The organism is Nonomuraea sp. NPDC049624 (assembly GCF_040675255.1).
Classification (GTDB): Bacteria; Actinomycetota; Actinomycetes; order Streptosporangiales; family Streptosporangiaceae; genus Nonomuraea.
The window spans coordinates 421,508-443,979 of record NZ_JBFAOR010000002.1; the positions used below are offsets into that span (position 1 = coordinate 421,508).

Sequence of the window (22,472 nt, forward strand, 5' to 3'; positions counted from 1 at the left end):
CCACCGGGCAGACTATCGCCATCACTGCTTGCGCTAGGTATGCTTCGGCTGCCCTAATTTAGGTAAGCCTTTCCTCAGCCAGCAGGAGTGACGGTGTTCGCCAGCTACCTCATCGGACTGCGCGAGGGACTGGAGGCGACGCTCGTCGTCTCCGTCCTCATCGCCTTCCTCGTCAAGAGCGACAGGAAGGACAAGCTTCCCCAGGTCTGGACGGGCGTCGCCGCGGCGGTCGCGCTGTCCGTCGGCTTCGGCGCGCTGCTGACCTTCACCGCCGCCAACCTCGGGCACATGGGGCAGGAGCTGTTCGACGCGATCACCTCGCTGCTCGCCGTCGCGTTCGTCACCTGGATGATCTTCTGGATGCGGCGCACCGCCCGCGCGCTCTCCGGGGAGCTGCGGGGCAAGCTCTCCGACGCGCTGCAGATGGGCTCGCTCGCGGTGGTCGTGATGGCCTTCCTGGCCGTGGCCCGCGAGGGGCTGGAGACGGCGCTGCTGTTCTTCGCCGCCGTCCAGGGCGCGACCGCCACCATGGATCCCCTGCTCGGCATCGCGCTCGGCCTGCTCACGTCGGTGGTCATCGGCTGGGGGCTGTACAAGAGCGCGCTGAAGATCAACCTCACCAAGTTCTTCACCTGGACGGGCCTGCTGCTCATCCTGGTCGCCGCCGGCATCTTCAAGTACGGCGTGCACGACCTCCAGGAAGCCAACATCCTGCCCGGCCTGAGCTCCTACGCCTTCGACATCAGCGCCGTCCTGCCCGCCGATTCCTGGTACGGGGCGCTGCTTTCCGGCATGCTCAACATCACGCCGCAGCCGAGCATCGCCGAGGCCGTGGCCTGGATCGTCTACCTCGCGCCCACTCTCTTCCTCTTCCTGCTGCCACAGCGAGTGAAGACCACTCCCGCCTCCACCGCACCCGCGGCCTGAACAGGAGCATCATGCGTACCGCCATCAGCCTGTCCTTCGGCGCGCTCGCCCTCGCGGGCCTGACCGCGTGCGGCTCGGGCACCACCGCCACGCAGGCCGCCAAGGGTCCGGCCGGCGCGCCCGGCAAGATCACCGTGGCCGCGTCCGACACCGAGTGCAAGGTCGCGGCCACCGAGGTCGCGGCGGGCACGAGCACGTTCACGATCACCAACGGCGGCTCCAAGGTGACCGAGTTCTACGTGTATGCCCCCGGTGACCGGGTGATGGCCGAGGTCGAGAACATCGTGCCCGGCCTGACCAGGGAGCTGGTGGCCGAGCTGCCGGCCGGCGCGTACGAGGCCGTCTGCAAGCCCGGCATGGTGGGCAAGGGCATCCGCAACGCGCTGAAGGTGACCGGCGAGCACAAGGCGCTCACCTCCGACGCCCAGCTCGCCGACGCCGTCGCCAGCTACAAGCGCTACATCAAGTCGCAGAGCGACACGCTGCTGGTCAAGACGCAGGAGTTCGTGGACGCCGTCAAGGCCGGCGAGATCGGCAAGGCCAAGGAGCTGTACCCGGTCTCACGGACGTACTGGGAGCGCATCGAGCCGGTCGCGGAGATCTTCGGCGACCTCGACCCGGCCATCGACGCCCGCGAGGCCGACCTGGCCGACGGCGAGGAGTGGACCGGGTTCCACCGGATCGAGAAGGATCTGTGGATCAAGAAGGACATCAGCAAGGACGGCCCGGTCGCCGACAAGCTGATCGCCGACGTCAAGACCATCGTCCAGAAGTCCAACTCCGCCGAGCTGACCCCGCTCAACCTGGCCAACGGCGCCAAGGGACTGCTCGACGAGGTGGCCTCCGGGAAGATCACCGGCGAGGAGGACATCTGGTCGCACACCGACCTGTGGGACTTCGACGCCAACCTCCAGGGCTCCAAGGCCGCCGTGCAGTCGCTGCGCCCGGTGCTGGAGCAGCGCTCCCCCGACCTGGTCAAGACGCTGGACGAGAAGTTCGCCGCCGCGGAGGCCGCCCTGGGCGCCCACCAGAAGGGCGACGGCTGGAAGCTGCACGACGAGCTGTCCAAGGCCGAGCTGAAGGCGCTGTCCGACGCGATCAACGCGCTGGCCGAGCCGATCAGTAAGATCGCACCGGTCATCGCCAAGTAACGGGAGGTGGGGGCGATGTCGCAGGCCGGCGGGCGGATGAGCCGCCGCAAGCTGTTCGGGCTGGGCGCCGCGGGAGCGGCCGTGCTGGGGGCGGGGGCGGTGACGACCAGGTCGCTGCTGGAGGATCCGCCGGTCGCGCACGCCGCCTCGACGTCCGATCCGTTCCCGTTCTACGGGCAGCACCAGGCGGGCATCGTCACGCCCGCCCAGGACCGGCTGCACTTCGTCGCCTTCGACGTCATCACCGACAAGAAGGCCGAGCTGGTCGACCTGCTCCAGGAGTGGACGGCCGCGGCAGCCCGGCTGACGCAGGGCAAGGAGGCCGGGACGTTCGGCGCGGTGGGCGGGGCGGCCGAGGCGGCGCCCGACGACACCGGCGAGGCCCTGGGGCTGCCCGCCTCGGGGCTGACGCTGACGATCGGGTTCGGCCCGTCGCTGTTCGACGACCGGTTCGGGCTGGCGGGCAGACGGCCTGCCGCGCTGGCCGACCTGCCGAAGTTCCCCGGCGAACAGCTCATCCCGGAGATCTCGGGCGGGGACATCTGCGTCCAGGCGTGCGCGCACGACCCCCAGGTGGCCGTGCACGCCATCCGCAACCTGGCCAGGATCGGCTTCGGCAAGGTCTCGGTGCGCTGGTCGCAGCTCGGTTTCGGCCGTACGTCGTCCACGTCGCGGGCCCAGGCCACGCCGCGCAACCTCCTGGGCTTCAAGGACGGCACCAACAACATGAAGCTGGAGGACGCCGACCTGCTGCGCGACCACCTGTGGGCCGGCGGCTCGGACGGCGCCGCCTGGATGGCGGGCGGCACGTACATGGTCACCAGGAAGATCCGCATGACGATCGAGACCTGGGACCGCGCCTCGCTCGCCGAGCAGGAGCAGATCTTCGGCCGGGACAAGGGCGAGGGCGCGCCGCTGGGCAGGAAGGCCGAGTTCGACCCCGTCGACTTCGCCGCCAAGGGCCCCGACGGGCAGCCGCTGATCAAGGACGACTCGCACGTCAAGCTGGCGCACCCGAGCAACAACGGCAACGCCCACCTGCTGCGCCGCGGCTACAACTTCGTCGACGGCTCCGACGGCCTCGGCCGCCTGGACGCCGGGCTGTTCTTCATCGCCTACCAGCGCGACCCGCGCAAGCAGTTCGTGCCGGTGCAGATGAACCTGGCCCGGCACGACGCGCTCAACGAGTACATCAAGCACGTCTCCAGCGGCCTGTTCGCCTGCCCGCCCGGCGTCCAGGACGCGGGCGACTACTGGGGCCGCACCCTGTTCGCCTGACCCTCCTCAGCGTGCTCGCCGTCAGCGGTGGCGGGTGCGTGAGGCCTGGGCGTGGGCGCGGTTGGCGCAGCGGGTCGAGCAGAACTGCCGCTTGCCCGGCCGGCTGCGGTCGACGAAGGCGTCGGTGCACGGCGTGGCGGCGCACTGGCGCAGCCGTTCCCAGTCGCCGGCCGCGGCCAGCTCCAGCAGCTCGGTGACGGCCCGTACGGCGAGCCGGCCCGCCGCCGTCGCACCGTCCGGCGCGACCAGCCGCAGCCGGGGCACGCCGCCCGCGGGCTGCACCGCCGCCCGCGCCGGCAGCCCGGCCACCCACTCCGCCAGCGCCCCCGCCCGGCCGTCGGGCTCGGCGGCCAGCACCGCGCGCAGCCGCTCGCGCACCTGCCTGACCTCCCGCAGGTCCGCCTCCCCGAGACCGTGGTCGTTCTCGCCCAGTTCGCGGCAGAAGCGGCGCAGCTCCCCCACGTCGGGCAGCCGCTCGGGATCGTCCAGGTACTCGTCCCACGTGTTGGCCAGATCGACGGCCACGAGACCCGTCTCGATGAACTGGCGCATCCCTCACCCTCCTGCTACCGTCACGACTATGAGCACTCTAACCCCTGACAGAAAATTGACCGTCCTCGACGCGCCGTCCAACCTCGGCCTGCGTCCACTCGCCGAGGATGTCATCCCCGGCTGCTACAAGGCTCCCTGGGCGTTGCGGGACAACGGGCTCGTCGCGCGGATCGGCGCGGCCGACGCCGGCGCGCTGGTCCCGCCCCGCTACGTGGCCACCTGGAAGCCCGGCGACGGCGTGCGCAACGGCGCGGCCATCGCCGCCTACACCCGGCGGCTGGCCGACCGCGTGGCCGGGATCAGGGCGGACGGCGGCTTCCCCGTCCTGCTCGGCGGCGACTGCTCGATCCTGCTCGGCTCCGCGCTCGCCCTGCGCAGGACGGGCCGCTACGGGGTGGCCTACCTCGACGCCCACACCGACTTCCGCCACCTCGGCAACTCGCCCCACGTCGGCGCGGCGGCCGGCGAGGACCTGGCCCTGGTGACCGGCCGCGGCGACGACTACCTGACCGACATCGACGGCCTGCGCCCGTACGTCCGGGACGAGGACGTCATCGTGCTCGGCGTCCGGGACGACGACGACGCCAAGGAGCTCGCCGCCGAGGGCATCGCCCACGTCGCCGGGAACGACATCCCCCTGGAGGTCGCCGAGCGCGTGCTCGTGCGCGACGACCTCGACGGGTTCTGGATCCACGTGGACGCCGACGTGCTCGACCCGTCCGTGGTGTCGGCCGTCGACTCCCCCGCCCCCGGCGGCCTGACCGGCGACCAGCTCGCCGGCCTGCTCCGCGGGCTGCTCGCGCTGCCCGGGGCGGCCGGGATCCAGTTCACCATCTTCGACCCCGACCTCGACGAGGACGGCGGCCAGGCGGCCACCCTGACCGACATCCTCGTCTCAGCCCTGACCTGACCCGTGGCCGTCCGGGGCGGAGCCGTCCGCCCGCAGGATGCGGAAGACGGGATGACCGGGCAGCCACCGGGAGGCGTACGTCAGCGCGTCGAGCCGGTTCATCGCCCGCATGAGCGCGTTGGGCCGCCCGCCCCGGTACATCAGGCGCTTGAGCGCCGCCGGCCACCGGGCGACCCGGATCACCGCGCCCTCCTCCACAGCAGCACGACCGCCGCGAGCCCCGGGACCAGCGGAAGCACCTGCAACCAGCCGAGCAGCGGCGCCAGGCCGACCTCGCCGTTGCTGTCCCGGACGGTCAGGCCCGCGAGCGCGAAGCACGCCGCCGGCACGAACAGCCCGGCCCCCAGCCACCGGGCCCACCCCCTGCCCGCGCCGGCCGCCCGGACGGTGACGAGCCAGCCGGCCAGCCCGAGCGCCCCCACGACCGACAGGATCACCGTGTACGTGGTGACCCCCTCGTCGATCTTCCCCGGCCCCAGCTCCGGATAGCCCGCCCTGAGGTACTCGGCCAGCCCGGAGCGGTAGGCGAAGGCGAAGAGGGTGACGAGCACCGTGAGCGCGGCGCCGCCGTACAGCAGGGCCGAGGCCCCGCGCGGCTTTCCTGTCATGACATGGGTCCCTTCCGGACGACATTCTTACAAAGTATGTTTTGACTATACTTACCACGTAAGAATCGAGAAAGGGCACCATGTCCCCGAAGCGCACCCGCGGCCAGAACGCCGGCCTGACCCGGCAGGCCATCCTGCGGGCGGCTCTGGCGCTGGCCGACCGCGAAGGGCTGAAGGCGCTGTCCATGCGCCGCATCGGCCAGGAGCTCGGGGTCGAGGCCATGTCCCTCTACCAGCACGTCGGCAGCAAGGACGCGCTGCTCGACGGCCTGGTCGAACAGGTCGTCACGCAGGCCGCGCCGCTGCTGACCGAGGCCGCCTCATGGCAGCAGGGCCTGCGCGAGTACGCCCACGCGCTGCTGCGGGCGCTGCTCGCGCACCCGAACGTGCTCCCCCTGGTGGTCAGCCGCCCCGCGATCACGCCCGGGAACCTGCGCCTGATGGAGGACGGGCTGCGCGTGCTGCGCGCGGCGGGGCTGCCGCCGGACCGCGCGCTGGACATGCTCTACGCCGTGACGGGTTTCGTCGTCGGCCACGTCGCCGTCCTGGCCGCCGGTGAAGCCGCCGGTGAAGTCGCCGGTGAAGTCGCCGGTGGGGCCGAACGGGCCGCGCCCGCGATGCGCGACATCCCCGAGCCGGACCTGGCGGAGACCCCGCTGCTGGCCGAGGCCACCCGGGCGCGGCGCGCCCAGCCGTCCTCGGGGACCGACCGCCGCTTCGTCTTCGCGCTCGAAGCCATGCTGCGCGGCTTCGGCAGCGAACCCGGCGCAAGCGGCGAACCCGGCGCAAGCGGCGAACCCGGCGCAAGCGGCGAATCCTGACGGAAACGGCGGGCGCTAGCGGAAGACGTACCCGCTCGTGCTGGTGCGGCCGGCGGCGTTCGTGGCGGTGACCGAGGTCCACGGGCCGGACGGGACATAGGGGGCCCACGCCGACTCGGGGCGGCCCGGCCCGTGCCACCGCTGGGCCACGCCGACCTCATGGCCGCCGGGCGAGGTGAAGCGCAGCGTGCCGCCGCGCAGGTTGTAGCCCTCGACGGTGACCCCGGGCCGTCCGTCCCGCTCCTCGCGGTAGGCGTTCACGATGATCGGCTCCCGGCCGCCGTTCGCGATGTCGTCGGCCAGCGAGGGGGTGGACGGGCTCGCCTGGCAGGTGAAGAAGGGCTCCCAGCCGTAAGAGATGATCTTCGCGGCGTGCCCGCCCGTCGCCATGATCTGCTGGTCGAGCCGGGCCTTGCTGGTACGTCCCCGCAACGGCAGCGGCTCGACCCGCCCGCACTCGCCGTCCGCGGGGGCGGGCTCGAAGCCCTCGACGTTCACCCACAGCTCGACCCCGGCGGGCACGCTCCTGGCCGCCGCCTCGATGTAGTCCCTGGTGGGCCCGTAGTAGCCGGCGGCGTTGCGCACCCGGCCGACCACCGGGACGAGCCGCGGGGCGACCATGGACCCGCCCTCCTCGATCCCGTGCACGGGGACCTTGCCCGTGCCCCGCCCGTCCTGCACGGCGACGGCCATGGGCGCGCCGGCGCGGGTGGCGGCGATGCCGGCCAGCCCGCCGGGCACCTGGCCGGGCGGGAAACCGCGGCCCCTGCGGGCGTCGATGTAGGGGCTGACCAGGATCTTCCTGCCGGGCAGCGCGGCGGCGACCGCCGCGTGCTGGGCCGCGTACAGGGCCAGGACGGGGTCGCGCGGCCCCCGTTCGCGCATGGCCAGCTCGAACGACTGGTAGACCCCGCCGAAGGCGGCCGCCCCGCCGAACCGCTCCCGGTAGCCGGCCAGCACCCGCGCGGTGAAGGCGTTCAGCGCGGCGAGGTGCGCGAGGTCGGGCTCCCACGGCTTGCCCCGCCGCTGCGGCGCGGCGGGCAGCCCGGGGAACACCCTCATCCCGTACGCCGCCGCCTCCTCGACCAGGTTGCCCAGCCCGTCGCCGTCGGTGGAGACCAGCACCAGGTCCTGGACGCGCGCGGCGCACGACGCGGCCAGCGACACGCGGTAGAAGACCCGCCCGCCGCTCTCGATCCGCCGGTCGAGGCCCGGGCAGCGCAGCACGGAACGCCCGAACTCCTCGCTGGTCACGTACGTGTAGACGTGCCGGACGCGTGTGCCGGGCGCCCGCGCGCAGGGCCGTCCGTCCACCCGGCAGGCGGCGAACTCCGGCTCCATCGGCCCGGCGTCGAAGCGCGGCCCGAACGTGACGAGCGTGTCGCCGCCGAGCGAGTGGATCGCCTCGACCGTCCGCCGCGTGACGCACACGTCGGCCCGCGGCATGACCCAGTAACCGGTGATCGCGTACGGCGAGGTCACCCGCGTGTCCCTGGGCGGGCACCCGTCGTCGCCGGCGCCCGGCCCGGCCGGGACCACGACGAGGACGGCGAGGACCGCCATCACGACCAGCCACCGTAACCGGCGCACCCATGCTCCCCTCGACGTACCGACCAGAGTAGGCATCTACCCGATCCGCGGCCGGTAGTGCCCCCGTGCCGGTCGGCCGCGGGGCGGCACGGACAATGGAGTCATGGTGAGCATCGACCTCAGCGGGAAGACGGCGCTGGTCACAGGCTCGACCCAGGGCATCGGGGCGGCCATCGCGACCGGTCTGGCACGGGCGGGCGCGCGCGTCGGCGTCAACGGCCGCAGCGAACGCTCGGTGGCCGCGGCCATCGAGCGCATGGACCATCGCGGCCTGGTCGCCGCGCCCGGCGACGTCGCCACCGACGAAGGGCTCCAGCGGGTCCTCGACTCGCTGCCGCAGGCGGACATCCTCGTCAACAACCTGGGCATCTTCGAGGCCAGGCCGGCGCTGGAGATCGACGACGCGGAGTGGCGGCGCTTCTTCGAGGTCAACGTCCTGACGGCGGTGCGCCTCACGCGCGCCTACCTGCCCGGCATGATCGAGCGCGGCTGGGGCCGGATCCAGTACATCGCCAGCGACTCGGCCGTCGTCACGCCCACCGAGATGATCCACTACGGCATGAGCAAGACGGCGCTGCTGGCCGTCTCGCGGGGGTTCGCCAAGGAGGCCGCCGGCAGCGGGGTGACGGTCAACTCGGTGATCGCCGGACCCACGCACACCGGCGGCGTGGAGGAGTTCGTCTACCAGCTCGTGGACCGGGAGCTGCCGTGGGAGGAGGCGCAGCGGGCGTTCATGCGCGAGCACCGTCCGCAGTCGCTGCTCCAGCGGCTGATCGAGCCCGAGGAGATCGCCAACATGGTCGTCTACCTCAGCTCGCCGCTCGCCTCGGCCACCACCGGCGGCGCGCTGCGCGTGGACGGCGGCTACGTGGACGCCATCCTGCCCTGACCGCCCGCCCGCGCTCAGTACGACTGGAGCTCGATCAGGTTGCCCTCCGGGTCGCGCAGGTGGGCGGTGCGCAGGCCGGGCCCCCAGGCGGGCCGGTCCTGCGGCGGCGCGGCGAGGGTGGCGCCCAGCCCGACCAGCCGGTCGGCCTCGCCGTCGACGTCGTCGACCCGCATCACCAGCATCACCGTGTCCTGGGCGCCCGCCGCCGGCAGCCCGGACGTGCCGACGACCTCGGCGACGTGGTCGCGGCCGAAGAGCACGAGCCCGGCCTGGCCGTCGATGTCCCAGTTGGCGTACGCAGCCTCGGTCAGCACCTTCACCGGCTCCAGCCCGAGGGCGGCCCGGTAGAAGGCGACGCTCGCCGGGAAGTCGCGCACCAGCAGCCGAGGGTAGAGGGCGTCCATCCTGATCCTCCGAAATTAGTGGGTAGTCACCAACTGTTGGGAACAACCTACACTTCTCGATGAGATGGAACTGCCGCCCACCCTGCTCGGGACGACCACCTTCGTGCTGCACAAGGTCGGCGTCGCGGGCCGGCGCGCCCTGGCCGCGCGGCTCACCGCCGAAACGGGGCTGAGCCTGTGGGAGTTCGCGGCGCTGGCGACGCTCGACGACTTCGGCCCGGCCGCCCAGCGGGAGGTCGGCGACCGGCTGGGCCTCGACCCGAGCGACATGGTCCGCCTGATGGACGCCCTCATGGCCGAGGGGCTGGCCGCCCGGGAACGCGACCCCGCCGACCGCCGCCGCTACCGGATCTCGCTGGCCGCCGCCGGCCGGGACGCCCTGGAACGGGCCCGCGCGGTGGTGGCGGACGTCGAACGCGAGACCCTAGCCCCACTGACGGACGCCGAGCGCCGGGACCTCCACAGCCTGGTGACGAAACTCTTCTCACCCTGACAAATTGCATAACTCACGTCAACTGACGAACAACTGTCACAACAACTGCCCTCTTTGCACAAAGAATCAGATCATGTTAGATGGAGGGCAAGCTCCGGGAGAGAGGACCGGGCATTGTGACGCTGATCCTCGATGGCGTCCGCGTACGGCAGCGCGGGGAGACCTGGCTCGACGACATCCACCTGGAACTACCTCACGGACTGACCACCCTCGTCGGCCCGCTGAACTCGGGAAAGACCACGCTCATGCGGGTCGCCGCCGGATTGCGGCCACCCGATTCCGGGCGGGTGCTGGTCAACGGAAATGACGTCACCTCGATTTCCGTGCGAAAGCGCTCGGTCGCCTTCGTCTATCAGCAATTCATCAATTACCCGTCCCTCACCGTTTACGAGAACATCGCCTCGCCGTTGCGGCTGGACCGGTCGTACCGCAAGGACGGCATCGACCGGCGGGTGCGGGAGGTGGCCGCGGTCATGGGCCTCGGCGATCTGCTGGGCCGCAGGCCCGCGGAGCTGTCGGGCGGCCAGCAGCAGCGCACGGCGATCGCCCGCGCGCTGGCCAGGCCCGTGGACGTGCTGCTGCTCGACGAGCCGCTGGCCAACCTCGACTTCAAGCTCCGGGAGCAGTTGCGCGAGGACCTCAAGCGCATGTTCACCGGCTCGCCGGGCGTCGTCCTCTACTCCACCGCCGACCCCAACGAGGCCCTGGCCTTCGCCGCGCCCGCCGTGGTGCTCGGCGAGGGCCGGGTGCGGCACGTCGGCGACCCGGCCGCCATGTACGCCGAGCCGCCCACGCTCGCCGTCGCCGCCACGCTCAGCGACCCGCCGCTGAACCTGCTGCCCGGCACGGTCAGGGACGGCCGGATCGAGGTGATGGGCGCCTCCTTCCCCGCGCCGGACGCCGCCGCCGGTCAGGAGGTCGTGCTCGGCATCCGCCCCCACCAGGTGACGATCACCAGGACCGGCTCCGGCCTGCTGGAGCTGCCCGCCGAGATCAGGCTGGCCGAGGTGACCGGCGGCGCGACGTTCCTGCACCTGCTGCTGGCGGGACGCCGGCACCTGGTCGCCCATCTGCCGGGCACCCGCCCGTTCACGCCGGGCCAGGCGGCCACCGCGTACGTGGACCCGCGGCACGTCTTCGTGTTCGACGAGGCCGGAGGCCGATTACCGGTCGCCCCGGCGGCGGGGGCGGGACGGCATGGCTGACATCCGCCTGGAGGGCGTGGGCCACAGCTACGACGGCGGCCGCACGTGGGCGCTCAGGCCGACGACCTGGACCTGGCGCGGCGGCCGGGCCTACGCCCTGCTCGGCCCGAGCGGCTGCGGCAAGACGACGCTGCTGAACATCGTCTCGGGGCTGCTCACGCCCACGGCGGGCCGGATCTGGTTCGGCGACCGGGAGGTCACCGGGGTCCCCACGGCCGGCCGCAACATCGCGCAGGTCTTCCAGTTCCCCGTGCTGTACGAGGAGATGTCGGTCTACGACAACCTGGCCTTCCCGCTGCGCAACAGGAAGGTCCCGGCCGAGGAGATCCGGCGGCGGGTGCTGCGGGTCTCGGCCATGCTCGGCCTGGACGACGTGCTGCGCCGCCGGGCCCGCCGGCTCGACCCGGGCCGCAAGCAGATCGTCAGCCTGGGCCGCGGCCTGGTGCGCGAGCAGGTGGCGGCCGTGCTGCTCGACGAGCCGCTGACCGTGGTGGACCCGGCGCTGAAGTGGACGTTGCGCAGCAAGCTCAAGGAGATCCACCGCGACACCGGCCACACCCTGGTCTACGTCACCCACGACCAGACCGAGGCGCTGACCTTCGCCGACGAGGTGGTCGTGCTCAACGACGGCGAGATCGTGCAGGCCGGGGAGCCGGCCGAGCTGTTCCTGTCGCCCGCGCACGAATTCGTCGGCCACTTCATCGGCTCGCCCGGCATGAACGTGCTGCCCGCCGAGATCGACGGCGACGTGGTCAGGATCGGGGACTCGGAGGTCGGCGCCGTGGCCGGCGCGCTGCCGCCGGGGCCGGTGCGGATCGGCGTGCGGCCCGAGTTCGTCCGGGTCGGCGGGCCGCCCGACGGGCCGGGCGTGGCGGCCAGGGTGACCGGGATCGACCGCATGGGCTCGCACGACCTGGTGCGCGCCGAGGTCGGCGGCCATCCGGTGATCGCCAGGACCGAGGCGGGCTCGTCCTGGACGCCGGGCACGGTCGAGTTCCTGCATTTCCCCGCGGACCGGACGTTCCTGTTCCGCGACGAGGTCAGGTGCGGCTCGCTCGCACCCCTGGACGGAAGGGGGCAGGCGTGAGCGACCGGACCGCCGTCGCGGGCAGCCAGGCGGACGGCGAGGTCGTACCGGCCGCCGCCGATGCCGCCGCCGCAGAGGCCTCCGGAGCCGCCGGGCCGCGCGCCGATCCCCGCCCGCGCGACAACCGGGCCTGGCTGCTGGTGCTGCCGGTCGTGGTGTCGGTGGCCTTCACCGCGGTGATCCCGCTGATGACCGTCGTGAACTTCTCCGTCCAGGACGTCTTCAGCCCGGTGGACCGGGTGTTCGTCGGCCTGGACTGGTTCCGGCAGATCGCCCGCGACCCCGAGGTGCGCGCCGCGCTCGTGCGCACGCTGCTGTTCTCGGCGCAGGTGCTGCTGGTGGAGGTCCCGCTCGGGGTGGCCATCGCGGTCTGCATGCCGCGCCGCGGGTTCTGGGTGTCGGTGGCGCTGGTGCTGGTGGCGCTGCCGCTGCTCATCCCGTGGAACGTCGTGGGCACGATCTGGCAGATCTTCGCCCGCGGCGACATCGGGCTCGGCGGCTGGGTGGTCAACAACGTGCTGCGGGTCAACTTCAACTACACGCTCGACTCGGCCGACGCCTGGATCACCGTCCTGGTCATGGACGTGTGGCACTGGACGCCGCTGGTGGCGCTGCTGGCCTACGCGGGGCTGCGGTCGATCCCGGAGCCGTACTTCCAGGCGGCGCAGATCGACGGCGCGTCGGCGTGGGCGACGTTCCGGCACATCCAGCTCCCGAGGCTGCGCGGGGTGCTGACGATCGCGATCCTGCTGCGGTTCATGGACAGCTTCATGATCTACACCGAGCCGTTCGTGGTGACCGGGGGCGGGCCGGGGAACGCGACCTCGTTCCTGAGCATCCTGCTGTCGAAGATCGCCGTCGGCCAGTTCGACCTGGGCCCGGCGGGCGCGTTCTCGCTGCTGTACTTCCTGCTCGTGCAGATCGCCTGTTACGTCTTCTTCACCGTGCTGACCAGGTCGGGGAGGTGAGTTCCACGCGCCACCGGCTGCCGTGGGCGCGCACGGTCTTCTGGCTGTACGCCGCCACGCTGATGTTGCCGCTGCTGTGGATGTTCGGCATGTCCATCCGCCCGAACGAGGACATCCTGGGCAGCTTCTCGCTGATCCCGCAGCGGGTGACCTTCGACAACTACGTCACGTTCTTCACCGACCCGTCGTGGTATTCGAGCTACCTCAACTCGATCGTCTACACCTCGATGAACGCGGTCATGTCGCTCGTCGTGGCGCTGCCGGCGGCGTACGCGTTCTCGCGCTTCCGCTTCGCCGGGGACAAGCACCTGTTCTTCTGGCTGCTGACGAACCGGATGGCGCCGCCGGCGGTGTTCCTGCTGCCGTTCTTCCAGATCTACCAGGCGGTCGGGCTGTTCGACACGCATCTGGGCGTGGCGATCGCGCACATGCTGTTCAACGTGCCGCTGGCGGTCTGGATCCTGGAAGGCTTCATGTCGGGGATCCCCCGGGAGATTGACGAGACCGCGGCGATCGACGGCTATTCGCTGCCGCGCTTCTTCGTCCGGATCTTCCTGCCGATGATCCGGTCCGCGCTCGGCGTCACCGCGTTCTTCTGCTTCATGTTCAGCTGGGTCGAGCTGCTGATCGCCAGGACGATCACGTCGGTGGACGCCAAGCCCATCGCGGCCACCATGACGCGCACGGTGAGCGCGGCGGGCGTGGACTGGGGGCTGCTGGCCGCGGCCGGCGTGCTGACCATCGTCCCGGGGGCCGTCGTCATCTGGTTCGTGCGCAACTACATCGCCAAGGGGTTCGCCCTGGGGAGGGTCTGACCGTGCAGTGGATGGTGTGGACCGCCCCCACGGCCCTGGTGTTCGCCGGGCTGGCGCTGCTCCTGTGCGTGATGGCCGTCTGGGGACGGCTCTCGCCGCCCGTGGCCAGGCGCGGGTTCCTGCGGATCGAGACCGACCGGGGCGACCGGCTGTACATCGGCCTGATCAGCGCGGCCGTCGTGCTGGCCCTGTGGATTGCAGTCACCGACCTGTCCATGTGGGCGGCGCTCGGCGTCGCGCTGCTGGTCATGGTCGTGATCGGGATATGGGGCTGAGAGGAAGAGGAGCCAGGCGATGAGGCATGCGGTGGGTGTCGCGGCGGCGGTCGCGGCGGCGCTGGCGCTGGTGGCGGCCGGTTGCACGGGCGGGGAGGAGAAGCCGAAGAGCGACTTCAAGGAGGCCGACGGCAGGGCCGCGGCGCAGCGGTGGGTGTCGGCGGAGTTCACGCCGAGCACCCTGTCCAAGGACCGGCAACTGGCAGAGATGGACTGGTTCATCAAGGCGGCGGCGCCGTACCGGGGCATGCAGATCAACGTGGTGTCCGAGACGATCACCACGCACGAGTACGAGTCCCAGAAGCTGGCCAGGGCGTTCACCGAGATCACCGGGATCAGGGTCAAGCACGACCTGATCCAGGAGGGCGACGTCATCGAGAAGCTCCAGACGCAGATCCAGGGCGACCAGAACATCTACGACGCCTACGTCAACGACTCCGACCTCATCGGCACCCACTCGCGCGGCACGTACGTGTTCCCGCTGTCGGACTACATGGCCGGAGAGGGCAGGAACGTCACCTCCCCCACCCTCGACCTGGACGACTTCATCGGCATCAGCTTCACCACCGGCCCCGACAAGAAGATCTACCAGCTCCCCGACCAGCAGTTCGCGAACCTCTACTGGTTCCGCTACGACTGGTTCACCGACCCGGCGATCAAGAAGCAGTTCAAGGACGCCTACGGCTACGACCTGGGCGTGCCGGTCAACTGGGCGGCCTACGAGGACATCGCCGACTTCTTCAGCAACAAGGTCAACGGCAACGGCACCGTCGAGGGCCGGAAGGTCTACGGCCACATGGACTACGGCCGCAAGGACCCCTCGCTGGGCTGGCGCTTCACCGACGCCTGGTTGTCCATGGCGGGCAACGGCGACCCCGGCATCCCCAACGGCCTGCCGGTGGACGACTGGGGCATCCGGGTGGAGAACTGCCGTCCGGTGGGCTCGTCGGTGACCCGCGGCGGCGACACCAACGGCCCGGCCTCGGTGTACGCGCTCACCAAGTACGTGGACTGGCTGAAGAAGTACGCGCCCCGCGAGGCCGCCGGCATGAACTTCAGCGAGGCGGGCCCGGTCCCGGCGCAGGGCAACATCGCCCAGCAGATCTTCTGGTACACCACGTTCACGGCCGACATGACCAAGAAGGGCCTGCCGGTCGTCAACGACGACGGCACCCCCAAGTGGCGCATCGCGCCCAGCCCGCACGGCGTCTACTGGAAGGACGGCAACAAGCTCGGCTACCAGGACGCGGGCTCGTGGACGCTGCTCAACAACACCCCGAAGGACCGCAGGGCCGCCGCCTGGCTCTACGCCCAGTTCGTCACGTCCAAGACGGTGTCGCTGAAGAAGTCGATCACCGGGCTGACGTTCATCCGCGACTCCGACATCAAGAGCGACTACTTCAAGGACAACGCCGCCAAGTACGGCGGCCTGATCGAGTTCTACAACTCCCCCGCCCGCAAGCAGTGGACCCCGACCGGCACGAACGTCCCCGACTATCCCAAGCTGGCCCAGCTCTGGTGGCAGAACGTGGCCACCGCCGTCACCGGCGAGACCACCCCGCAGCAGTCGATGGACAACCTGGCCAGGCAGCAGGACGAGATCCTGGCCCGGCTGGAACGCCTGTCGCGCGAACGCCAGGGCTACGGCGGCCAGTGCGCGCCCAAGCTGAACCCCGAGCGTCCGGCGCAGTACTGGTTCGACCAGCCGGGCGCGCCCGCGCCGAAGCTGGCCGACGAGCGCGGCGAGCCGGCCACGCTCGACTACGACAAGCTCATCGCCCGCTGGAAGGCGGGCGGCTGACCAGCTCCCGCGCCAGCCAGTCGAAGGCGCGCTCCTGCATGGGCACGTCGAAGCAGTGCGGGGACGGCGCGAACACGGCCTCGTAGCGGCCGGGGGCGTCGCGGTAGCGCTCGCCGATGCGGGCGTGCGCGCGGCGCATCCCGGCCCGCGGGAACAGGTCGTCGCGCAGGGCGTACTGGACCATGAGGGGGGCGGGGGCGCGGGCGGCCACCAGGTCGGGCCAGTCGCCCAGCCGTGACAGGCCCGGCGGGTAGAACATCCAGGTGTGCCGCTCGACGTGGCCGCCGGCCAGCAGGTCCGGGTAGGTCGAGGTCATCGCGGCGACCACGACCGCGCGCACCTCCGGGTCGAAGGCGCCGAGCAGCGCGGCCCGCAGCCCGCCGCCCGACACGCCGGCGCAGCCGACCTCGCCGACGTCCGGCCTGGAGCGCAGGTACGCCGCGGCGGCCAGGTCCTCGCCCGCCACCACCCCGGCGAAGGAGGTGCCGAGCAGGGCGCAGTGCTTGGCCACGACGTGCTCGTGCCGGGCCGCCGCGCGGTCGTACCGGTCAGGGAGGCCGCCCTCGCCCTCCGGGACGTCGAGCGCGAAGCGGCGGCTGCCCCAGGTGAGCACGTCGTGGGCGAGCACGGCGAACCCGCGGCGGGCCAGCTCGCCGGCGAACGCGCGGCCGCCGTAGACGTCCCGCCGCAGCCGCCGCACCTCGGGCGACGGCCCTTCCGGACCGTCGGCGATCTTCTCCTTGCCCGCCCACTTCATGCCCGCGTGGCAGTGCAGCGCCACCACCCCGGGCAGCGGGCCGCCCCGGTCGCGCGGTCTCAGCAGGTACGCCCTGGTCCGCGGCCCGAACCCGACCGTCCACGACAGTTCCTCGCCGTGCAGGTCGCCGTCGGTCCACGTGCGCTCGACCCGCACGTCCGCGGCGGTCAGGTCGGGCACCCCGATCGCCTGCCGGGCCGCCGCCCGCAGCCGCGGCCCCGGCAGGGACGGGAACAGCTCCCACTGCCCGCCGACGACCTCGGCCAGCTCCCCGAACACCGCCGGGGCGGACCCGTCAGGCAAGTCGGGTGCCGGCGTCGGCCAGGTGCACGGGGGCGCCCGAGGCGGCCGACAGGTTGGCCGCGACGCCGGTCAGGACGCTGCGGATGCCGTCCAGGTAGCCCGCCTGCCGGGCCAGCGGGTCGCCGGAAGGGCCGCGGAACACGTCGTCCAGCAGCAGCCGGTCGCCGCCGCCGTGGCCGCCCGCGCCCGCCTCGATCGGCACCTCGCGCGGCTCGGCCCAGTGGGGGCGCAGGGTGAGCCGCTCCCATGCCCCGGCGGCGTGCTCCTTGGACGCGGCGCTCGGGTCGATCGCCGCGTGCGGCGGCGTCCAGGCCCGCTCGACCACCTCCAGCTCCAGCCGTCCCGCCGTGCCGTTGAAGGCCACCCGGTAGCCCTCGAAGGGCGCGTGGGCGTTCAGCGAGTACGTCAGCAGCGCCCCGCTGTCGTACCGGACCAGCACCGCCATGTTGTCGTCGATGGTCACGCCGTCGCCGAAGACGTCCTGGTCGCGGACGTAGCCGTCCTCGTGCTCGGCGTCCAGGTAGAGGCGCTTGAGCCGGGGATCGGCGGCGATGTCCAGGATGAACGGGTCGCTGCCGAGGCCGGGCGCGCCCTGGCCGCGTTCGGGACGGTCGGCCAGCCCCCGCGACCGCGCGTTGGCCGAGCCGTAGAACCGCAGCGAGGTCTGCGCGAAGACGGTCTCCGGCGCCGCCCCGAGCCACCAGTTGACCAGGTCGAAGTGGTGGGTGGACTTGTGCACGAGCAGGCCGCCGGAGCTGGCCCGGTCGCGGTGCCAGCGGCGGAAGTAGTCCGCGCCGTGGATGGTGTCGAGCGTCCACTCGAAGTGCGCGGACGTCACCTCGCCGATCGCGCCGTCCATGAGCAGGCGGCGCACGGCCGAGTTGCGCGGCGAGTACCGGTAGTTGAAGGTGACGATCAGCCTTCCGGTGCTGCGCCGCGCCGACTCGGCGATGGCCGCGCAGCTCCCGGCGTCCACGGTGAGCGGTTTCTCCACGATGACGTCGCGGCCCGCGTCCAGGGCCGCGCACACGTAGCGGGCGTGCGCGGCGTCCACGGTCGCGACCACGACCGCGTCGGCGAGTTCGAGCACTTTGCCGAACTCGGCGGGGGCGAAGCACGGCACCTCGTGGCCGATCCGCTCGGCGTAGTAGTCCATGCGGGTCCGGTTGGTGTCGCACAGGGCGACGACGGCGCCGGTGTCGCGCCACTCGCCGAGCAGCGCGTCGACGTACAGCTGCGCGCGGTGCCCGAGCCCGACGAACGCGTACCTCATGGTCGTCCTCTCAGCCGCCGAGGGCGGCGTTGGCCTCGGTCAGGAACTTCTGGGCGGCGACGTCGGGGGCCATCCGGCCGAAGAGGACCTCCTCGGTGTACCGCTTGAGCATGTCCTCCAGGGCGCTGGCGCCCTTCGGCGGCGCGGCGGGCGGGTCGGCCAGCTCGCCCTTGATGGACTCGACGAACTGCAGCGTCTTCTGGTCCGCGGGCGGCAGCTTGTCCTTGACGGCGGCCAGCACCTTCGAGCTGGCGGGCAGGCCGCGGTCGCTGAGGATGATCCCGCCGACCTCGGCGTCGTTGATCATGAAGTCGATGAACTTGGCGGCCTCGGCGGCGTGCTCGCTCTTGGCGGAGGCGGTGTAGAACATCGCCGGCTGGAGGAACATGCCGCCGGTGGTGGCGCCCTCCGCCTTGGGCAGGCGCAGCAGGCTCATCTCCTTGCCCGACGCCTTGGCGACCGCGCCGAGCTGGTTGCTCCACCACATGCCGGACGCGCCGGTGTTGGTGGCCAGCAGCGACTGGTCCACGCTGGTCGCGCCGACCTCGGCGGTCTTGGCGGCGTCCGGGCTGCCCTTGGCCTTGATCGTGTCCAGCATGACCTGCCACCAGGCCACGATCGTCCCGGGCGTGACGGCGATCTTGTTGCCCTGGTAGAAGGGCTCGCCGCGCTGGGCGGCGAAGATCTGCAGGAAGGCGGGGTTCCAGTTCAGCTGGGTGCCGTAGACCGTGCCGCCGCCCTTGGCGGTGATCTTCGAGCTGAGGTCGACGTAGTCCTTCCACGTCCACTTCGTGTCGTCGGGCACCTTCTGCCCGGCCGACTGCACCAGGGCCGGGTTGAGCACCACCGAGAAGACGTTCGCGCCGGTGGGGACGGCGAACTGCTTGCCGTCGATGCCGCCGGTGCCGAGCAGCTTGGGGTCGATGTCGGCGGTCTGCACCTTGCCGGTCAGGTCGGCCAGCGTGCCGCGGTCGGCGTACTCGCGCAGGCCGCGGATCTCCAGGGTGATGACGTCCGGGGCGTCGCTCGCGGCGACCTTCGTGGACAGCGTCTCGTAGTAGCTGGCGAAGTCGGAGAACTCGCCCTCGACGTCGATGCCCGGGTTCTTGGCCTCGAACTTCTTGATGGCCTCCTCGGTCATCTTCTGTCGCGCGTCGCTGCCCCAGTAGGAGAAGCGCAGCCTGACCTTCCCGCCGGCGCCGTCGTCGCCGCCGCTGCCGCAGGCCGCGGTGACCGCCAGCACGGCGGTGGCGAGCAGGGCCGCCGACCACGTCTTCTTGCCAGAGCTCACGGCTCTACCTCCTGTGGGATTCGTCTGTGTCGGGGGGTGGGGGAACTACTTCAGTCCCGTGGTGGCCACACCACGGATCAGGTACTTCTGGCCGGCCAGGAAGAAGCCGAAGATGGGCCCGAGCGCGACGATCGACATGGCGAACATCGGGCCCCACGACGAGTCGCTGCTGGCGTCGAGGAAGGTGCGCAGTGCCACCGGAGCGGTGAAGTTGTCCGGGTTGTTGAGGTAGAGGAGCTGGCTGAGGAAGTCGTTCCACGTCCAGATGAAGGTGAAGATCGCCGTCGTGGCCAGCGCCGGGGTGCAGAGCGGGATGATCACCCTGATGAACGTGCGCCAGTAGCCGGCGCCGTCGATCTCGGCGGCCTCGTCCAGCTCCCTGGGGAGCGAGCGGATGAACTGCACCATCAGGAACACGAAGAACGCGTCCGTGGCCAGCACCTTGGGCATGACCAGCGGCCAGATCGTGTTGATCAGCCCGAGCTTGGAGAACATGACGTACTGCGGCACGATCAGCACGTGGTGCGGCAGCATGATCGTGCCCAGCATGAGGGTGAACCACAGCTTCTTGAGCGGGAAGTTCAGCCGGGCGAAGGCGTAGGCGGCCAGCGAGCAGGCCACCAGGTTCGCCACCACCGACAGCACGGTGATGACCGCGGAGTTCCACAGGTAGTAGCCGAAGGGGTGCTTCAGCGCGGTCCAGCCCTCGGTGTAGTTCTCCAGCGTGACCTCGCTCGGCCACAGGCCGGGCTGCCGGAAGATCAGCTCCTCGGGCTTGAGCGAGCTGGAGATCATCCACAGCAGTGGATAGAGCATGACCAGGCCGAACCCGATCAGCAGCACGTGCTTGACCACCCGGCCGCCCCTGAGCGGGCGGAACAGGACGGGCAGCGGCCTACTTGGTGTCGCCATAGAAGACCCAATACTTGGACGCGAGGAAGTTCACCCCGGTGAGACCGGCGATGACGAGCAGCAGGACCCACGCCATGGCGGCCGCGTAGCCCATGTCGAAGCTCTTGAAGCCCTTGAGGTAGAGGTAGAGCGTGTTGAACATCGTGGAGTCGGCCGGCCCGCCCGAGCCGCCGCTGACGATGAACGACTGCGTGAACGACTGGAACGACTTGATGATCTCCAGCACCAGGTTGAAGAAGATGATCGGCGTCAGCAGCGGCAGCGTGATCGAGCGGAACTGGCGGAACACGCCGGCGCCGTCCACCGCGGCGGCCTCGTAGTAGCTGGCGGGGATCTGCCGCAGCCCGGCGAGGAAGATGATCATCGGGGCGCCGAACGTCCAGACGTGCAGGATGATCAGCGTGCCGAGGGCGGTGTCGGGGTCGCTGACCCAGCCGGGCCCCTCGATCCCGAAGACCGCCAGCACGGCGTTGACCAGGCCCTCGGCCCCGAAGACCTTCCGCCACAGGATCGCGATCGCCACGCTGCCGCCCAGCAGCGAGGGCAGGTAGAAGATCGACCGGTAGAGCGACAGGCCGCGCAGCCCGCGGTCGAGCACCAGGGCCAGCGCGAGCGCGAAGGCCAGTTGCAGCGGCACGGAGACGACCACGTAGATCGTCGTCACCTTCAGCGAGTTCAGGTAACGGGGATCCTCGGTGAACATCTTGACGTAGTTGTCGAACCCGACCCACGTGGCCTCCTCCAGGAGGTTGTAGTCGGTGAACGACAGGTAGAGCGAGGCGACGATGGGACCGATCGTGATGACGAGCAGACCGGCGAACCAGGGCGCCAGGAACAGGTAGGCGGCCCGCGCCTCGCGGCGGGAACGTCTGGACGCGCGAGGCTCTCCCCGCTCGGGCGGGGTCGCGGCGTCCGGGAGTCGCACCGCCACCGAGTCAGCCATGACGGAACTCATTCGTCATCACGGACCTTCCGGCGAGATGTGAATGGATAGCGCTTTCCTATAGCTGCGGGGAAAGTTCCGTCAACCCTTTGCAGGCGTTACATCGCCGTTATCGATATATCGACACCGTGTTTTCCCTGGTGACAAGCGCTTACCACGTAGAGGTAGGACGAATATTGCTGCCATTTAGTACAACCGTTTGCAGGTCATCGAGGCGGTGCCGTCGACTCCCGCACGACCAGCCGGGTCTCCAGCGAGGTCGTGGCGCTCACCTCCTGGATCAGCAGGTCGACCGCCAGCCGCCCGGCCGCCGCGGTGGGCATGGCGACCGTGGTGAGCTTGGGACGGTTGAGCCGCCCCGGCACGATGTCGTCGATGCCCACCACGCTGACGTCCGCCGGCACGCTCAGCCCGAGCTCGCCCAGCCCCTCGACCAAGCCGATCGCCATGAGGTCGTTGTAGGCCAGCACCCCGGTCACCCCGGCCTCGCGCACCGCGGACGCGGCGGCCAGGCCGCCCTGCTCGGTCGGCGCGTTCGGCCCGAGGACGACCAGCTCGACGCCCGGCACCCGCTCGGCGGCCGTCCGGATCTCGCCGCTCGTCCAGGAGCCCGGCGGGCCGGACAGCAGCGCCACGCGGCGGTGCCCGAGCCCGGCCAGGTGCTCGACCGCCAGCCGCGCGCCGTGCCCGACGTCCATCAGCACCGTGGCGGCGCCGCGCAGCCGCCGGTTGACCACCACGAGCGGCACCCGCTCGGCCAGCCGCTCCAGCACCTTGTTCGACGAGCGCGGGCTGCACAGCACCACGCCGTCCACCTGCTTGGAGAACGCCTGGATCAGCTCCTCCTCGGCGGCCGGCTCCTCGTCGGTGTCGGCCACGAACAGGTGGTAGTCGCGCTGCCGGGCCGCGGCGTGCGCGGCCTTGATCAGCGGCGGGAAGAACGGGTTGGCGATGTCGGCCACGATCAGGCCCAGGTTGTGGGTGCGCCCGGTCGTGAGCGCCCTGGCCGCCCTGTTGGGCCGGTACCCCAGCTCCTCGGCCACCGTCAGCACTCTGGTGCGGGTGGCGGCGTTCACCATGTGTGGTGCGGAGAACGTCCGCGACACGGTCGATACGTGCACACCGGAAGCGCGGGCCACATCACGAATCGTCACTGTCACAACCACCCACCCTAACGCAACCGCTTGCAGGCACCTGAGCAACGGTGAAAGCGCTTGCC

General features: G+C 71.1%; 24 protein-coding genes. 13 read left to right on the plus strand and 11 right to left on the minus strand.

Annotated features, from left to right (window positions below):
* Positions 1-93 precede the first annotated feature (93 nt).
* The 3 genes from efeU to efeB are packed head-to-tail and all read left to right on the plus strand — an operon-like array spanning position 94 to position 3,356.
* A complete protein-coding gene (efeU, locus tag AB0J76_RS08250; protein ID WP_352320032.1) occupies positions 94-927 on the plus strand; it encodes an iron uptake transporter permease EfeU in 834 nt (277 codons plus the stop codon).
* 11 nt (positions 928-938) lie between these two features.
* Positions 939-2,078 carry an iron uptake system protein EfeO gene (gene efeO, locus AB0J76_RS08255; RefSeq protein ID WP_352320030.1) on the plus strand — a complete coding sequence of 380 codons (1,140 nt, stop codon included), beginning with the start codon at positions 939-941 and terminating at the stop codon, positions 2,076-2,078.
* 15 nt (positions 2,079-2,093) lie between these two features.
* On the plus strand, positions 2,094-3,356 hold the full coding sequence (gene efeB, locus AB0J76_RS08260) for an iron uptake transporter deferrochelatase/peroxidase subunit (protein ID WP_352320028.1): 1,263 nt from the start codon (positions 2,094-2,096) through the stop codon (positions 3,354-3,356).
* A 21-nt stretch (positions 3,357-3,377) separates the two neighbouring features.
* Here efeB and AB0J76_RS08265 read toward each other — a convergent pair whose 3' ends face one another.
* Positions 3,378-3,908: a CGNR zinc finger domain-containing protein gene (locus AB0J76_RS08265; protein WP_352320026.1), complete on the minus strand. Its 531-nt coding sequence runs from the start codon at positions 3,906-3,908 to the stop codon at positions 3,378-3,380.
* A gap of 28 nt (positions 3,909-3,936) precedes the next feature.
* On the opposite strand from AB0J76_RS08265, the gene AB0J76_RS08270 reads away from it, so the two are divergent.
* A complete protein-coding gene (locus AB0J76_RS08270) occupies positions 3,937-4,818 on the plus strand; it encodes an arginase family protein (RefSeq protein WP_352320024.1) in 882 nt (293 codons plus the stop codon).
* Here the strand turns inward: AB0J76_RS08270 and AB0J76_RS08275 are convergent.
* Positions 4,804-5,001: a hypothetical protein gene (locus tag AB0J76_RS08275; protein ID WP_352320022.1), complete on the minus strand. Its 198-nt coding sequence runs from the start codon at positions 4,999-5,001 to the stop codon at positions 4,804-4,806. The genes AB0J76_RS08270 and AB0J76_RS08275 overlap by 15 nt on opposite strands.
* On the minus strand, positions 4,998-5,426 hold the full coding sequence (locus AB0J76_RS08280) for a hypothetical protein (protein ID WP_352320020.1): 429 nt from the start codon (positions 5,424-5,426) through the stop codon (positions 4,998-5,000). Before AB0J76_RS08280 ends, AB0J76_RS08275 begins: the two co-directional genes overlap by 4 nt.
* Before the next feature lie 80 nt (positions 5,427-5,506).
* Here AB0J76_RS08280 and AB0J76_RS08285 point away from each other — a divergent pair, with 80 nt between their 5' ends.
* Positions 5,507-6,247, plus strand: coding sequence for a TetR/AcrR family transcriptional regulator C-terminal domain-containing protein (locus tag AB0J76_RS08285; RefSeq protein ID WP_352320018.1), 741 nt, complete (start codon positions 5,507-5,509; stop codon positions 6,245-6,247).
* A gap of 15 nt (positions 6,248-6,262) precedes the next feature.
* On the opposite strand, the gene AB0J76_RS08290 is transcribed toward AB0J76_RS08285, so the two are convergent.
* Positions 6,263-7,837 (minus strand): hypothetical protein, encoded by a 1,575-nt coding sequence (locus AB0J76_RS08290; RefSeq protein ID WP_352320016.1) that lies wholly within the window; start codon positions 7,835-7,837, stop codon positions 6,263-6,265.
* 106 nt (positions 7,838-7,943) lie between these two features.
* On the opposite strand from AB0J76_RS08290, the gene AB0J76_RS08295 reads away from it, so the two are divergent.
* Positions 7,944-8,726, plus strand: a complete 783-nt coding sequence (locus tag AB0J76_RS08295; protein ID WP_352320115.1) for an SDR family oxidoreductase — start codon at positions 7,944-7,946, stop codon at positions 8,724-8,726.
* 14 nt (positions 8,727-8,740) lie between these two features.
* On the opposite strand, the gene AB0J76_RS08300 is transcribed toward AB0J76_RS08295, so the two are convergent.
* The gene (locus AB0J76_RS08300; RefSeq protein WP_352320014.1) at positions 8,741-9,130 is read right to left on the minus strand and encodes a VOC family protein; all 390 of its coding nucleotides are present in this window, start codon (positions 9,128-9,130) and stop codon (positions 8,741-8,743) included.
* Positions 9,131-9,194: 64 nt separating this feature from the next.
* On the opposite strand from AB0J76_RS08300, the gene AB0J76_RS08305 reads away from it, so the two are divergent.
* From AB0J76_RS08305 to AB0J76_RS08335, 7 genes are all read left to right on the plus strand, one after another.
* Entirely contained in the window at positions 9,195-9,623 is a 429-nt protein-coding gene (locus AB0J76_RS08305; RefSeq protein ID WP_352320012.1) for a MarR family winged helix-turn-helix transcriptional regulator, read from the plus strand.
* A gap of 116 nt (positions 9,624-9,739) precedes the next feature.
* Positions 9,740-10,828 carry an ABC transporter ATP-binding protein gene (locus AB0J76_RS08310; RefSeq protein WP_352320010.1) on the plus strand — a complete coding sequence of 363 codons (1,089 nt, stop codon included), beginning with the start codon at positions 9,740-9,742 and terminating at the stop codon, positions 10,826-10,828.
* Complete coding sequence (locus AB0J76_RS08315) at positions 10,821-11,915, plus strand: ABC transporter ATP-binding protein (protein WP_352320008.1); 1,095 nt, start codon at positions 10,821-10,823, stop codon at positions 11,913-11,915. Before AB0J76_RS08310 ends, AB0J76_RS08315 begins: the two co-directional genes overlap by 8 nt.
* On the plus strand, positions 11,912-12,883 hold the full coding sequence (locus AB0J76_RS08320) for a sugar ABC transporter permease (protein ID WP_352320006.1): 972 nt from the start codon (positions 11,912-11,914) through the stop codon (positions 12,881-12,883). The genes AB0J76_RS08315 and AB0J76_RS08320 overlap by 4 nt, the downstream gene beginning before the upstream one ends.
* Positions 12,884-12,945: 62 nt before the next feature.
* Entirely contained in the window at positions 12,946-13,698 is a 753-nt protein-coding gene (locus tag AB0J76_RS08325) for a carbohydrate ABC transporter permease (protein ID WP_364326154.1), read from the plus strand.
* A gap of 11 nt (positions 13,699-13,709) precedes the next feature.
* Entirely contained in the window at positions 13,710-13,973 is a 264-nt protein-coding gene (locus tag AB0J76_RS08330; RefSeq protein WP_352319691.1) for a DUF2160 family membrane protein, read from the plus strand.
* A 19-nt stretch (positions 13,974-13,992) separates the two neighbouring features.
* A complete protein-coding gene (locus AB0J76_RS08335; RefSeq protein WP_352319686.1) occupies positions 13,993-15,774 on the plus strand; it encodes an ABC transporter substrate-binding protein in 1,782 nt (593 codons plus the stop codon).
* Here the strand turns inward: AB0J76_RS08335 and AB0J76_RS08340 are convergent.
* The 6 genes from AB0J76_RS08340 to AB0J76_RS08365 all read right to left on the minus strand — a co-directional run bounded on the left by AB0J76_RS08340 (position 15,746) and on the right by AB0J76_RS08365 (position 22,413).
* Positions 15,746-16,834 carry a hypothetical protein gene (locus AB0J76_RS08340; protein WP_352319684.1) on the minus strand — a complete coding sequence of 363 codons (1,089 nt, stop codon included), beginning with the start codon at positions 16,832-16,834 and terminating at the stop codon, positions 15,746-15,748. The genes AB0J76_RS08335 and AB0J76_RS08340 overlap by 29 nt on opposite strands.
* On the minus strand, positions 16,827-18,107 hold the full coding sequence (locus tag AB0J76_RS08345; RefSeq protein ID WP_352319682.1) for a Gfo/Idh/MocA family oxidoreductase: 1,281 nt from the start codon (positions 18,105-18,107) through the stop codon (positions 16,827-16,829). Before AB0J76_RS08345 ends, AB0J76_RS08340 begins: the two co-directional genes overlap by 8 nt.
* 10 nt (positions 18,108-18,117) lie before the next feature.
* Entirely contained in the window at positions 18,118-19,398 is a 1,281-nt protein-coding gene (locus tag AB0J76_RS08350) for an extracellular solute-binding protein (protein WP_352319680.1), read from the minus strand.
* Between the two features lie 45 nt (positions 19,399-19,443).
* Positions 19,444-20,310 carry a carbohydrate ABC transporter permease gene (locus AB0J76_RS08355; RefSeq protein ID WP_352319678.1) on the minus strand — a complete coding sequence of 289 codons (867 nt, stop codon included), beginning with the start codon at positions 20,308-20,310 and terminating at the stop codon, positions 19,444-19,446.
* On the minus strand, positions 20,294-21,265 hold the full coding sequence (locus tag AB0J76_RS08360; RefSeq protein ID WP_352319676.1) for a sugar ABC transporter permease: 972 nt from the start codon (positions 21,263-21,265) through the stop codon (positions 20,294-20,296). The genes AB0J76_RS08355 and AB0J76_RS08360 overlap by 17 nt, the downstream gene beginning before the upstream one ends.
* A gap of 194 nt (positions 21,266-21,459) precedes the next feature.
* Complete coding sequence (locus AB0J76_RS08365) at positions 21,460-22,413, minus strand: LacI family DNA-binding transcriptional regulator (protein ID WP_352319675.1); 954 nt, start codon at positions 22,411-22,413, stop codon at positions 21,460-21,462.
* Positions 22,414-22,472: the final 59 nt, after the last annotated feature.

Coding starts and splice junctions, on each gene's coding strand:
- efeO (WP_352320030.1), top strand. CDS start 939: ATGCGTACCGCCATCAGCCTGTCCTTCGGCGCGCTCGCCCTCGCGGGC.
- efeB (WP_352320028.1), top strand. CDS start 2,094: ATGTCGCAGGCCGGCGGGCGGATGAGCCGCCGCAAGCTGTTCGGGCTG.
- AB0J76_RS08265 (WP_352320026.1), bottom strand. CDS start 3,908: ATGCGCCAGTTCATCGAGACGGGTCTCGTGGCCGTCGATCTGGCCAAC.
- AB0J76_RS08270 (WP_352320024.1), top strand. CDS start 3,937: ATGAGCACTCTAACCCCTGACAGAAAATTGACCGTCCTCGACGCGCCG.
- AB0J76_RS08280 (WP_352320020.1), bottom strand. CDS start 5,426: ATGACAGGAAAGCCGCGCGGGGCCTCGGCCCTGCTGTACGGCGGCGCC.
- AB0J76_RS08285 (WP_352320018.1), top strand. CDS start 5,507: ATGTCCCCGAAGCGCACCCGCGGCCAGAACGCCGGCCTGACCCGGCAG.
- AB0J76_RS08300 (WP_352320014.1), bottom strand. CDS start 9,130: ATGGACGCCCTCTACCCTCGGCTGCTGGTGCGCGACTTCCCGGCGAGC.
- AB0J76_RS08305 (WP_352320012.1), top strand. CDS start 9,195: ATGGAACTGCCGCCCACCCTGCTCGGGACGACCACCTTCGTGCTGCAC.
- AB0J76_RS08315 (WP_352320008.1), top strand. CDS start 10,821: ATGGCTGACATCCGCCTGGAGGGCGTGGGCCACAGCTACGACGGCGGC.
- AB0J76_RS08325 (WP_364326154.1), top strand. CDS start 12,946: ATGTTGCCGCTGCTGTGGATGTTCGGCATGTCCATCCGCCCGAACGAG.
- AB0J76_RS08330 (WP_352319691.1), top strand. CDS start 13,710: ATGGTGTGGACCGCCCCCACGGCCCTGGTGTTCGCCGGGCTGGCGCTG.
- AB0J76_RS08335 (WP_352319686.1), top strand. CDS start 13,993: ATGAGGCATGCGGTGGGTGTCGCGGCGGCGGTCGCGGCGGCGCTGGCG.
- AB0J76_RS08345 (WP_352319682.1), bottom strand. CDS start 18,107: ATGAGGTACGCGTTCGTCGGGCTCGGGCACCGCGCGCAGCTGTACGTC.
- AB0J76_RS08355 (WP_352319678.1), bottom strand. CDS start 20,310: ATGGCGACACCAAGTAGGCCGCTGCCCGTCCTGTTCCGCCCGCTCAGG.
- AB0J76_RS08360 (WP_352319676.1), bottom strand. CDS start 21,265: ATGAGTTCCGTCATGGCTGACTCGGTGGCGGTGCGACTCCCGGACGCC.